Origin of the sequence: Vibrio mangrovi (assembly GCF_024346955.1) — a bacterium.
Lineage (GTDB): Bacteria > Pseudomonadota > Gammaproteobacteria > Enterobacterales > Vibrionaceae > Vibrio > Vibrio mangrovi.
In genome coordinates this window covers 524779-538011 of record NZ_AP024884.1, presented here as the reverse complement: position 1 = coordinate 538011, position 13233 = coordinate 524779, and the positions used below count along the sequence as shown (strand labels likewise).

General features: G+C 44.3%; 7 protein-coding genes. 4 read left to right on the top strand and 3 right to left on the bottom strand.

What is annotated here, in order from left to right:
• Positions 1 to 78: 78 nt before the first annotated feature.
• Positions 79 to 1815, bottom strand: a complete 1737-nt coding sequence (locus OCU74_RS18605; protein WP_087480877.1) for a tannase/feruloyl esterase family alpha/beta hydrolase — start codon at positions 1813 to 1815, stop codon at positions 79 to 81.
• A 521-nt stretch (positions 1816 to 2336) separates the two neighbouring features.
• On the opposite strand from OCU74_RS18605, the gene OCU74_RS18600 reads away from it, so the two are divergent.
• Positions 2337 to 2867: a DUF3750 domain-containing protein gene (locus OCU74_RS18600; RefSeq protein ID WP_087480878.1), complete on the top strand. Its 531-nt coding sequence runs from the start codon at positions 2337 to 2339 to the stop codon at positions 2865 to 2867.
• A 126-nt stretch (positions 2868 to 2993) separates the two neighbouring features.
• Here OCU74_RS18600 and OCU74_RS18595 read toward each other — a convergent pair whose 3' ends face one another.
• Positions 2994 to 4886 (bottom strand): L-tyrosine/L-tryptophan isonitrile synthase family protein, encoded by a 1893-nt coding sequence (locus OCU74_RS18595; protein WP_087480879.1) that lies wholly within the window; start codon positions 4884 to 4886, stop codon positions 2994 to 2996.
• Between the two features lie 382 nt (positions 4887 to 5268).
• Between OCU74_RS18595 and OCU74_RS18590 the strand changes: the two genes are divergently transcribed.
• The 3 genes from OCU74_RS18590 (at position 5269) to OCU74_RS18580 (ending at position 10166) form a co-directional block, all read left to right on the top strand.
• Positions 5269 to 6171 carry a LysR family transcriptional regulator gene (locus OCU74_RS18590; RefSeq protein ID WP_087480880.1) on the top strand — a complete coding sequence of 301 codons (903 nt, stop codon included), beginning with the start codon at positions 5269 to 5271 and terminating at the stop codon, positions 6169 to 6171.
• A gap of 563 nt (positions 6172 to 6734) precedes the next feature.
• The gene (locus tag OCU74_RS18585) at positions 6735 to 7874 is read left to right on the top strand and encodes an ABC transporter substrate-binding protein (RefSeq protein ID WP_087480881.1); all 1140 of its coding nucleotides are present in this window, start codon (positions 6735 to 6737) and stop codon (positions 7872 to 7874) included.
• A 411-nt stretch (positions 7875 to 8285) separates the two neighbouring features.
• Complete coding sequence (locus OCU74_RS18580) at positions 8286 to 10166, top strand: FAD-dependent oxidoreductase (protein ID WP_087481175.1); 1881 nt, start codon at positions 8286 to 8288, stop codon at positions 10164 to 10166.
• Positions 10167 to 10224: 58 nt separating this feature from the next.
• Here the strand turns inward: OCU74_RS18580 and OCU74_RS18575 are convergent, their stop codons facing one another.
• Positions 10225 to 12540 (bottom strand): FdhF/YdeP family oxidoreductase, encoded by a 2316-nt coding sequence (locus OCU74_RS18575; RefSeq protein ID WP_087481176.1) that lies wholly within the window; start codon positions 12538 to 12540, stop codon positions 10225 to 10227.
• Positions 12541 to 13233 lie beyond the last annotated feature (693 nt).

Here is a 13233-nt window from a genome sequence, read left to right as displayed (position 1 = left end):
TTGCCATAAAAAACGGGCTCCTGAAATGGAGCCCGTTGTTTTAATCGTCAGAAATCACTGACATTCGATAAACTCAGCTTAGTGAGTAATTTCCTTACACACAAAACTGTCCGCTTTTTCTGAGTCACCAAATCCACTATAGACAGCAACATTCGGGTAAGCACAGATAGGACGGGTCCGGTCCGCAGCCCAGTCGGCAGGAATTTCCCGGTTCACGCCACCAGGGTTTCCTTCACCACGAGCCTGAGTAATGAAAGAATCCGGAGCAATGCCCTGCTCAACCCATTCAACTAATTTATCGATAGAATCATACTGATCCGCAGCAATACCACTTCTTGTATGCCCCATTCCCGGGATACGGAAGAAACGGACAAAACTACGAGCATCATAGTTTCTTGCTCTCACTTTGTCGTACCAGACTTCAGTATCTTTCGAGGAGAACATCGCATCGGCATCACCAATGATCACCATCATTTTACCGCCACTGTATTTTAAGCGGCTGAGATTAGTTTCATCAGGTGGTGTCATAAATGACATTGAACTGTCACGATAGACATCTGTTGTCTTAAAAATTCTGTGAACATTGTTATCGATGTCAAAATTAAGCGCAAATTTCCTCGCTCCTTCAGGAGTTTCCAGTTCTTCAGGATGTTCATAAGGAGGCGTCATAAACACTGTACCAACCGCGACCGGATCTAAAGTGACCGTACTGGTAAATTTCTGCGCTCCCCACAGCCAGCTCATTAATCCCGGATCGTACACAAATGGGGAATAAATCAGCTGTCCTTTGCTTGTTCTTGCACCAGAGAATATGTCATCAACAGCATCTTTCTGCTCTTGAGTCAGACATGTACCATCCCGTCCGGATTCGCAAACTGGTACATCACGCTGCAAATCAAAAGCAGCTTCACAACCTTTGGTGTCAAAAACCATACCATCGGCCAGTCCGTCCAGAGCGTCACATTTTGCCAGAATCGCATCAGCAACGACGCGCCGTTCCATGTCATTGAATGCTGTACTCAGATCGTTCTTATCCGGAGCAATTTCAGCAAAGCGCTGTGCAGCATAAAGTTGTGCGATCGCCGCTTTCGGTAAATGGAATCCCGGGCTAAGAGCAAGGAAACCATCATACTGTTCCGGCATACGGGAAGCCGCGACCATCGTATGGCGTCCGCCGTTGGAACCACCGGCAAAATAAGAGTAATCAGGGAGTTTACCATAAGCCGTTGCGACCAGTAATTTTGCCATAGGGGTCAATTTCTGTTCTGCCTGATATCCGTAATCTAAACGGGCCTGAGGATCAACACCGAAAGCAAAATTACTATGACCAGCATCAGAACTGATAATTGCAAACCCTTTATACAGTGGATGATTCAAAGGGCCGCCGCCACTAATTTCGATGCCGTCCGCCTGAATGAGATTTCCATCCAGTCCACCGTTAGCCTGATACATGAATCGCCCGTTCCAGTCCTTAGGTAAACGCATTTCGAACCCGATCGCATAAGTTTCGCCATCGACTGAACTGACCCGTTCAAACATTTTCCCTTCAACCAGACAGTGTTCACCGACATCTTTACCGGCAATCTGAAGCTCTCCTTTCGCAACAGTACTTACACCGGTGATAGTCGTATTAGGAAATTCAAAGCTGCTTAAGCTTGCACAGTCACGGCTTAATTTAGCACCAACTGCCGGAGATGGATGGTGATGATGCCAAACACCTTGCTGAGCATTTTGAATATTCTGAGCGTTTGCGCCTCCTGCTACCCACATCGGGGCTAACAGAACCAACGTTTTCATAAAATGATGATATTTCATTATTATCCTTTCGCTTTAAATTATATTTTTAAAACTATCAAGCACATCAACACGGAATACTTACCTGACCTTAAAGAAAGAGAAGCATTCACACATTTCATCGGATAATCGATGAATTTATGATGGCTGACTTCTTACTTATCCGGACAACTTCAGGAAACCAATCCAGCACAGAGATAAACAAAGTCTCTGCATTGCCTGCACCTCAAGATCATCCAGATGTGACTATTTATGCTATTAAATGCTTATGGTTACTATTTTTATATTCACTATTTTTTATAAAAATATCCATTTTTTGAAGTGGCTCAACGAATTGTTTTAAAAAAATATCAATTAAATCAATGAATAAAATTTTCTCTCGTCCAGAAACCATAACTCTCTGCTACTGAAGAAGAAAAATACCATGACAGGAAAAGACAGAATTATTATTAAACTGAAATACAGAATTGCGTCTTTTTCTGGCTGAATGGTTATAGTACTGTGTACAGATAAGTCACATGTTGCATTAGGAGACTGAGAACATGCTCAAATACCTTTTCATTCTGTTTCTTGTCATCGGTGTTATCAGTTGTAGTGGCGGAGACTGGCGTACGGCCAGCCGCGAACCGGCAGGAATCGCTCCGCAACCGGAACAGGAAAAAGACGCAGTGATTGAAGTCTATGCTGCCGATGCGTATAGCTGGCGCGGTTGGTTCGCCGTCCATACCTGGATTGCCCTTAAACCGGAAAATGCACCTGAGTATACCGTTTACGAAGTGGTCGGCTGGCGGCTGAATCAGGGTCGTCCGGCTTTGGATCACTATCAGACGAAAAATCCGGATCGTTACTGGTATGGTGCCAGACCGGAAAAAGTGCTATCCGTTCAGGGAACCAAAGCTGCCCGGCTCATTCCCCAAATTACTTCGGTAATCCAACATTATCCGTGGGCCAATGAATATACGCTGTTTCCGGGGCCAAACAGTAATACCTTCCCGGCCTGGGTCGGATTACAGGTACCGGAACTGGGGCTGAAAATGCCCTTCAGAGCCATAGGTAGCGGTTATGCCGACTAAACACTTTGTCGAAGTCAACTGTCCAAACCAAGTCGTAAAAATCAGGTGAATCAATAAGGCTGCAACTAATACAGCCTTATTGATTATTCTCAGGAAATTAACCGCTGAAATTCACCAATTCCAGAATTAACTGGCCTGTTCCAGTTCAACCAGATTATGCGGCTGCCACGGAGAGTTGACCGAATCAGGCTGAAGCTGAATCCGCCACATTTCCCGATATCCCTCAAACGCCGTCCGGGCATGGATGGTCGTGTGGTTATTCAGTAGGACCAAATCGCCGTTACTGAACTGATGTCTGAAGCACACGACCGGATCCATACAGATCTCCAGCATGCGATCTTCCAGTGCATTCATATCATCGTAATCATCTGACTTTTCGATCGCTGAATAGTTAGGCTGTAATGCACCAGCGTGATCCCGGTCATCCCACATTTCCCACCAGCGAATAGTATCTTGTCCTGTCCACGGACAAGTCATCAGCAGAGGATAGGATTTACTATCGCCTCCAAAGTAACTTTCCCGGGTTGAATAACGTAATACCGTATTTCTCAGTTGTTCCCGCTCGCGGCCATGAATACGCAGAGCAGCCAGTGCAGTATCAGTTGTGAGATTCAGCCCGTGGATTTCTGCATCAACCGGTTCATTTCTGTGACAATAGAGTGCAAATTCGTTCGGTGTGAAATCCTCATACTGATATCGTTCCTGATCGATGCCCATATAAGGTGGAGGACACAACAGATCCCAGTGCATTGGCAGAGCTTCCTGAGAGTCAGCAGAAGAGCTGGGTTTTCCCTGATGGCCTTCGACAGGTGTAATCATATGTGTGTAACCAAATTTCCACGGAACAAGAGCCCCGCGCTGCCCATACCAGTGCTCCAGATCGTTAGGTTCAGCAAATGCTTTAAATCCTCTGAGCACCACAGTACCGAACTCTTTGATCAGATTCTGCAAATCCTGATGGGCAATGGCTGAAACCGGACAAGAAGCATCTTCACTAATCAGCATCAGTCCGAATTTCTCACGGTAAAGTACAGCTTTAACCTGACTGAGTAACTGTTCGTCTTCCGGGTTCTTTGCCGACAACCGGATGTAACACCAGGAGCGGTTCTCATATGTTACAGGGACCAGAACACCACCCCGTCCAAAATGACTTTGCCGGGTATCGGCAGTAAACTGGCCAGTAGCCGCATCAAACATCATCGCGCAGTGCCATGGGGTTTTGAACGCCCGCTCATCAAACAGATAAAGTGAGTATTTTTTACCGACCATTGCATGCTGGTGGATACTCAGACGAATACAATCCGGAAATTTCTTATTGAGAAAATTATCCAGCGCCCGCCCCTGAACCATCATACCTTTTGCAATTTCAGCAAGTCGCAGACGGCGCTTTTTCGTGGACAGTTCGGCAAGTACATGGCACTGATCCTGATTCATGAACTTTTTCAGACCAAGATAGGTACTGTTCATCTTATTGTCTCTCAGCTTCAGTTCTGCGAAGTTCTCTTCATAGCCCGGTTCACCAAACTTATCTTTTAATCCCCGGAAGTATTCATAATCTTCCAGATCATCAAATTCAGGGAAGTGTTCAAAATTCACAATTTTCAGTGAATCACTACAGTTCATTCTTTCAACCATATTACGCAGATGATCCGAGTACTCATAATGATGCTCAAGATCAACGGCAATATAGTCAGAAAATGTATGATAATCAGAGAATATATAGAAGGTAATTCCAGGCTCATAAATTGCCTGAATATCACGAATTGCTTTCACGAATTTCCGTAAAACCAGATACTCACCCAGATCTGGCGTATGGCTATACACCTTATCTAAGTTATTGGTTTTACATGGAAATGCTGGAAGTAATAGTTGAACTGGTTTCTCTTCGGTCACAAACTTCTTGACCTGAGCCTTCAACTTCAGTAAGCCATGAATATTGGCATCATATTGCGCAATTAACTGATTAAGTAATATAAATGTAATTTCTTCTATCTGACGTTCTTTTTTGTTATCCAGCATAACTTTATTCCTTATATTAATAGTAGTGCGAACATAAATAACTACCAACTGTTCGAATATCATATATTTACGACTACTTACAATTACCCCTACCCACACTAGATACAAATATAATTATTGATTTAAAAATAAAACTAACAATTATTTTCGGCCACTTTACTAATGACAAAATAAACAGCAACCTAAAAATAAACAATATGATCGGTAAAAAGTAAAATTTATAACCAGTAACTAATGAATGGTTACGAAATGTATTTTTAATTTATCACTTCGACAGCAGTAAAAAGTCTAATAATACAGATGAATCCGTATTATTAGCATGGACATCTGTGTTTACTAGATGTAAAAATAGGAACGCACTGTTAATAATAGAGGAACAGTCATGTTAGATAATTTAAAACGAATTGCGATATTTAACAAAGTTGTTGAATGTGGTTCTTTTACTCAGGCAGGACAAATGCTAGGGATGGCAAAATCAAAAGTCAGTGAACAAATTTCATTATTGGAAAGCAATCTTAATGTCCGGCTTTTACACCGAACAACCCGGAAAATCAGTCTGACAACTGAAGGCGAAGTATTCTACCGTAACAGTCAGTCTCTGATACATATTGCAGAAACAGCGGTCAACTCTGTTGAAAATATGGTCAATACCGTCACAGGAATGATTCGTATCGGGACAACTGTAGATGTCGGAACTTATTTGCTGGCACCTTTAATCCGGAAGTTTCACGAAGAGTTTCCGAATGTAAATTTTGATATTCAACTTGAAGACGGCTTACAAGACCCAGTTGAACACAATCTGGATTTAGTCATTCGGATCGGAGAGCTCAAACCCTGTTCACTGGTTGGCCGTATCCTGGCTCCATTCGAGCTGGGGATGTATGCCAGTCAACGTTATCTGGATACACATCAACTTATTGATACTCTGGAAGATTTAAGAAATCATGATTGGGTCACACTCACTCGTCTTCACAACGACACATTGACCCTATCCCATAAGAATGAAAACATTCATAGGGAAATTCAAATAGATACAAAGCATCAGAGTAATTCTCCTTTAGGGGTCATTTCTATGATTCAGCAAGGACTCGGTATCGGACTTATCGCTAATTTCCTGATCAAAGAACTAGATGACACAACTCTGATTCATCTGTTTCCGGAGTGGTCTCAGCGCAACCCTAATATTAATATTCTCTACCCTTCCAGAAAAAATATCCCAATGAGAACTCGCCTGTTTATCAATCATCTGATGCGGGAAATCAATACTGAATCGATTGAAAACTAATGTGTTCAAGCATCTTCTATACAAGCAGAGAGTAACAAAATCTTATAGCTGTTATTGTCAGAAATGACCTACTCTCAGTAATAGTACGGTCTAAATATATATAAAAAACTTATTCTATTAATCTGACCATCATATCCAAATGACTTGACGATGAAACTTCTATAATTTACTGCCTCTGTGATCATTATTCACAGTTTCATGATGATTTATTGATATAAATATACAAGTTCACCCTAAATAATGACATCTATTATTAAATAATCCATCCAACTTAATTTAATAGTTTGTTGTATTCTGAAAATGATTGATATATTTTCACTTCATCCATTTCGAATGATGGCTATGACAATTATCTCAATACATTACAATTCACTTTGTTATTGTTGTAGTGTAGTTATTAACTGGAAGCATAGGAAACATTGTCGCTTATATAATTTAAATGAGTACAGTACCAATAATTTATTAATTGGTATTGATGATACTCGCATTTATAAAAATATAATCCTATTCATACAACAAACTATTTCTATGCAGAATAGAAGAAAGGTAGAGAGGTTCATAATATGAGTCGAGATAAAGATTCTTTTCAGTCAAGCAGACGCCGATTCCTGAAATCAACAGCAGGTGCATCTGTTGCTCTTGGTGCGACAAAAGCATTTGGTTATCCTTATATTCCCCGTCGCAGAAGCGCAATTGAGGAAACTCGTACCCTTGATCAGATATATCAGGCAGCAATTCAGGAAGGTGGACGCCTTGTTGTTTATGCCGGCGGTGATTTCGACGGACAACAGGATGGTATGCGTGCAGCCTTCAAACAACGTTTCCCGGAAATAGACCTCACTATCGTCGTTGACTACAGCAAATATCATGATGTCCGTTTTGACACACAACATGAAACTGGTCAGGTTGTACCTGATGTCATACAGCTTCAGTTATTGCAGGATTTCGAACGGTGGAAATTCTTTGATCGGCTACAGTGCTACAAACCTGTCGGATTTGAAAATGTCTATCCGACTCTGAGAGATCCTGACGGAGCCTGGTCTGCAGTGATGGTGATTCCGTTCAGTTTTGTCGTTGATCAGGAAGCTCTGGGAAGCAGTGCACCTAAAAGTCCGGAAGAACTGGCTAACGCTCAATGGACTGGCAGCATTGCATCATCATATCCGAATGACGATGATGCCGTCGAATTCCTGTTCAAACGCTATACCGAAACCTACGGCAGAGACTGGCTGGCTGCAATGACTGAGCAGAATCTCTCTTTCAAACGTGGCTCTCATACTCCGGGAGTTGCTGTGCGTCAGCGGGAGAAACTGATCGGCATCGGAACATCCGGCTCACCAATTCCTGACCCAAGTGACAATCTGAAATGGGTTCTGCCAGAAAATGATCCGTTCCTGGCATGGGGACAACGGGCTGCGATTGTAAAAAATGCCAATAATATGGAAGCAGCCAAACTATATATGAGCTGGTTACTGTCAGAAGAGTTCCAGGGCAATGCGAACTGGCCGGTTCGTACAGATATTGCGCCAAGAGCCGGTTTAGCGCCAATCTGGGAATATCCGAATGCCAACCTCGAAGCATTCCCGGCCTTTATGCGTAACCGGGAAGAAGTTGAGCTATGGCGACAAACATTCTCTCTATACTTTGGTGAAGTTCAGGGTGAGCCAAGTCCGGGCTGGCTCGGTCTCTATCCGGGTGCCTGAATCATTCAAACCACTCACTAATACATACAGCTTCCGGAAAATCCGGAAGCTGTATGACAATTTCAGACCTGTCACTCATACGTTATCCACAATCTCATCGGGCCTATTCGTGCTTGTGCACATGTGTGAAATGAAATAGCATACGCAAAAAGCAGAACAACAGTGATCTATTGTCCATTTTCATGAATACTTTCAGGTAGATATATTATATTGGTGGATTATCTGGTGAGTTAATGAATTCAAATTCGTCCATTAGGATTACAAATCATCACCGTTACTCATCCCAAAAATACACCAAAATGCGAGCATACCTTTATCTATTCCGTCATACTCATCAGTAAATAATGAGTCATGCGTCAGGACGATCACACTGTTTATGATCTGAATATCGGAAAACAATGGAGAGTCATCATGGTGAACATTACGATCGATGGAGCAGCTTATTCAGTCGATCCGAATCAAACACTGCTCAGCGCGGCAAGAATCTGTGGTATTACGCTTCCTTCACTATGTGATACTGACGGCATCCATCAACATTGTGAGTTATGTGAGGTTGAAATCCATGGCTCAGGTATTGTTCAAGCCTGTCAGGAAACTCCGGCAGAAGGGATGATGATCATAACCACGTCGAATCTCCTATCAGAACGCAGAAAAAAACACCTGCAGAACATCTTGTCCCAACCGAATATCATTTGTAGTGAACCACCATGTCAGGCAGCCTGTCCGGCTCATGTCGATATTCAGCAATATTTAGCCTTGATCGCACAGGGTGAATACCAGCAAGCCATTGCCGTGATCAAGAAAACACTACCGATGCCACTGTCAATCGGTCGGGTCTGTCCGGCTTTCTGTGAGTCCGGGTGCCAGCGCAAGCAATTGGATGAACCACTCGCAATCCGTCAGTTAAAACGCCATGCTGCCGATCATGATTTAGCCGCGTTTCACTCTTACAACCCACCCCGAAAAGCAGATAAACATAAGAAAATTGCGGTTGTCGGTGCCGGACCGGGTGGGCTGAGCTGTGGCTATTTCCTGACCAATGAAGGTTATGATGTCACGGTATTTGAAGCAATGCCACAGGCAGGTGGATGGTTACGCTATGGTATTCCCGAGTACCGGCTGCCAAAAGATATTCTGGATCAGGAAATTGATCTGATGTGCCAGAATGGTATGCAAATCAAAACCGATCAGAAGCTCGGAAGAGATTTCCCGCTTTCGAAGCTCAGTGAAACTTATGATGCCGTCTGCCTGGCAATCGGTGCGTCGCAGGCCAGCGGTATGGATTATCCCGGCAGCGATCTTGACGGTTGTTATCTTGGTGTGGATTTCCTTAAAGATCATATGCTGGAACAGCATTGTACCGTTGGTCAGAATGTCGCGGTGATCGGTGGCGGAAACACCGCAATCGACTGTGCCCGGACAGCACTCCGTCTGGGAGCACAGGCAACTATTATCTATCGTCGCTCCCGGGGAGAAATGCCGGCAGAAGATTATGAGATTGAAGAAGCCGAACACGAAGGCGTACAATTTTATTTCCTGACCAATCCGGTCGAAAATATCGCCGATCAGAATGGCCGGGTCTGCCAGGTAAAACTGGAAAAAATGGCATTGGGAGAACCGGATGCTTCCGGGCGAAGACGCCCGCAGCCAACCGGTGAATTCATCACTGAATCTTTTGACACCGTAATATCTGCGATTTCACAGCAGACCGATGTCAGTTTCCTTGATAACGACAATATTGAACTCCCGCTCAACCGTTATAAAACCATTGATGTTGATGAAGACAATATGTTCTCCGGCTCCCGCAATATTTTTGCAATCGGTGATTTCCGCCGGGGTCCGGCAACTGCTGTTGAGGCTGTTGCCGATGGGCGCAAAGCAGCATACGGGATTGATCGTTTTCTCGGAGGAGATATGGAGACACTCTATACAGAATCTTTCCGGGAAAGAAATATCACCAGAAGTCATCTGATCCGGCCTGAGCATATCGAGAAACTAAAAGACGAACTCCGTTCAATTGTTCATGGGGAAACCCCGGAACAGGTTGAGCACGCGATAGCACTGGCTTTAGGGCAAATTCTGCGAGCCAGAATGCCGGAATTGACGCTGGAAGAACGACGGCTCAATTTTAAAGAGGTAGAAAAAGGGTTCACGGATCAGGTTGCTATCAATGAAGCCCGCCGTTGCCTGAGCTGTGGTTGTCCTGACGGAAACGACTGTAAACTCCGCCACTACGCAACGGAATATCATGTCGACAAGTCGTTGCTGCCACACGCAACAAAGACTATTTAAATTATTCATCACACCAACGGAACAACAGGGCAGATACACCTCTGCCCTGTTGTGATCATTATGATGCAGAGCCGTTAATCAACAGAGGTTCATTCTGCGCCGGAATCAACACCACTGCGACAGCTTTTGACGTAGGCGTATCGCTCCAGTCACCTTTACTTTCCAGTGGGATCAATGCATTAGCTTCAGGGAAATAAGCAGCAACATTCCCCTGCGGGATTTGGTAAGGCACGACCTTAAAATTATAAATTTTCCGCTCAACATCATCGGTCCATATCGTTTCGATATCCACTCTGTCTTCCGGATTTAATCCCAGCAGTTGAATATCTTTCGGATTCAGGAAGATCACATTACGCTCTCCCCGGATGCCCCGGTAACGGTCATCATAACCATAAACGGTGGTGTTGTACTGATCATGCGAACGCATCGTCTGAAGAATAAATACCGGTTTATCCGTCATACTCTGCGGGTCGAAAGGTAGCACATGTTCCGGTAGCTCATTCGTAACTATTTGTGCTTTCCCCGATGCAGTTTTCCAGTTCAGTTCTCTGGCACTGTTCCCCAGATAGAATCCACCGGGAACTTCAAGACGCTGGTTGAAGTTCTCAAAGCCGGGAATTGTCTTTTCAATCAAATCACGAATATGATCATAATTATCGGCCAGTGACTGCCAGTCGACCGGGTTCTGAGCCCCGAGCGTCGCCTTGGCTATTCCGACCAGAATCGCCACTTCCGAATGAATAGACTCACCACTCATATCAACTCGTCCGGATGAAGCATGCACCATAGAAAATGAGTCTTCGACGGTAACTCTCTGTTCACCACCAGCCTGCATATCAATATCTGTCCGGCCAAAACAAGGCAGTATCAATGATGCCTGACCGGGATTCACATGACTGCGGTTCAGCTTAGTTGCAATATGAACCGTCAGATCACAGCGACGTATTGCCTGAGCGACCCGATCAGTATCCGGAGCAGCTGCTACCAGATTACCACCCAGGCCGATAAAAACTTTGCTGTCACCACGCGCCATCGCCTGTAATGCATTATGTACATTATGACCATGCGTCTGCGGCGGGCGGAACCCGAATACTTTTTCAATATTATCCAGAAACGCCTGAGGTGGTTTCTCGTTAATCCCAACCGTCCGATCGCCCTGCACATTCGAGTGGCCGCGAACCGGGCATAATCCGGCTCCCGGCTTACCAACCTGCCCGAACAGCAGTTGCAGGTTAACCAGCTCTTCAATCGTTGCAACCGAGTGCTTATGTTGGGTAATTCCCATCGCCCACGTCACAATCCGTCTTTCTGCCCGCAGATAAATTTCAGCTGCCTGAGTAATCTCATCCTGAGTCAGACCGGATTGCTGGATAATCGTCGACCAGGGCGTCGCTTCAACTTGTTCGAGATACGCCGCCATTCCCTGTGTCTGTTGTTCGATAAACACTAGATCAAAGACAGACTCTCCGCGTTTGACCGCTTCCTGATGATGCCCCAGCAGCACTTTCACCATGCCTCGGATCACCGCCATATCACCTCCCAGTTTTGGCATAAAGTAATCACTGGTAGTTGGTGTCGATCCATTACTGAGCATTTCAAAAGAGTGTTGAGGATTGGTAAAGCGTTCCAGTCCACGCTCTTTGAGATTGTTAAAGGCCACAACTCTGGCACCTCGCCGGAATGCAGCACTCAGAGTTTCCAGCATACGGGGATGATTCGTGCCGGGATTCTGTCCGAACAGAAAAATCGCATCGGCTTTTTCAAAATCATCAATAGAAATTGTGCCTTTCCCGATACCAATGGTTTTACCTAATGCGTGACTGGTTGATTCATGGCACATGTTTGAACAGTCAGGGAAATTATTGGTTCCGAAACGACGGGCAAACAACTGATACACGAAAGCAGCTTCATTACTGGCCCGACCCGAGGTATAAAACTCAGCCTGATTCGGATCATCAAGCAGATTCAGATAGCTGGCGATCATCTCATAGGCGTCTTCCCAACTGATCGGCTCGTAGTGATCCGTTTCCGGGTTATAGCTCATCGGCTCATTCAGACGTCCCTGATATTCAAGGAAATAATCTGTCTGCTTATTGAGCCACTCGACAGAATACTGAGCAAAAAATTCACGGCCGACCCGCCGGGATGTTGCTTCCCAGTTCACCGCCTTGGCACCGTTTTCACAAAAACGAAAACGCCCGGGAACACCTTTTTCGCCCCAGGCACATCCCGGACAGTCAAAACCGTGATCCTGATTGGTCCGAAGGAGGTTTGATATGTTTTTTGCTACATTCTGACTTTTGAACAAATGCTGGGTTGTGGCTTTTAAAGCTCCCCATCCGCCGGCAGAACCTGAATATTCTTTATAACTCATTTGCTTCTCTTCTTGTCCTTGATGTTCAGACGACATCCGCCAATTCCCATGATACTGACGAACGCATCAGTATCAGGTAAAACCAATCAGGCTCCGGTTTACCCCGGAGTGGCATTCCCTTTCCCTATTTCCGTAATACAGCTTTCGTGACCCTATTTCATATCAAATTTTCAGGACTTTTTATTTATCAATATGTTATTCTCCGATAAAGTCACTACTTCGCAAAGCAGAGCCGATATAAACGCCAGATCCAAAAATAAATGGTGCCAGCCAGCGGAGAATTGACGGAAATGTTAGGTTATTTATCTGATTGCACAACATAGCATGCTCAAGCGACTCCCAAATTAACAAAAACGACAGATGTCAGTTTAGTTTCGTCGGAATCCGCTCAGGAGTTTCATCCCGGACATCTCTGATTGTGAGTGTTCACATGAGCTGCCTGAATTTGGAAAGGAAAAACCTTCTGACTTACTCGCCTCAAAATACTCCCATGCAATGACCAAGGTCAATAAATAACCCTTTTCCCAGAAGCATCATTCACAAGCGGTTTTTATCATGTAGGCTAATATTTACAGAATATTCACCAACGTTCACTGCTATTTCACTTCAAAATCCGATAATAATCCAAAAATAAAATCATATATTTCACTAATGAAATAATCACTTACCGTTAGTTTTCATAAAACTCCAATA

Bases quoted from the DNA above. Each gene is read 5' to 3' on its own strand.
- OCU74_RS18605 (WP_087480877.1), bottom strand. From the start codon at position 1,815: ATGAAATATCATCATTTTATGAAAACGTTGGTTCTGTTAGCCCCGATG.
- OCU74_RS18600 (WP_087480878.1), top strand. From the start codon at position 2,337: ATGCTCAAATACCTTTTCATTCTGTTTCTTGTCATCGGTGTTATCAGT.
- OCU74_RS18595 (WP_087480879.1), bottom strand. From the start codon at position 4,886: ATGCTGGATAACAAAAAAGAACGTCAGATAGAAGAAATTACATTTATA.
- OCU74_RS18590 (WP_087480880.1), top strand. From the start codon at position 5,269: ATGTTAGATAATTTAAAACGAATTGCGATATTTAACAAAGTTGTTGAA.
- OCU74_RS18585 (WP_087480881.1), top strand. From the start codon at position 6,735: ATGAGTCGAGATAAAGATTCTTTTCAGTCAAGCAGACGCCGATTCCTG.
- OCU74_RS18580 (WP_087481175.1), top strand. From the start codon at position 8,286: ATGGTGAACATTACGATCGATGGAGCAGCTTATTCAGTCGATCCGAAT.
- OCU74_RS18575 (WP_087481176.1), bottom strand. From the start codon at position 12,540: ATGAGTTATAAAGAATATTCAGGTTCTGCCGGCGGATGGGGAGCTTTA.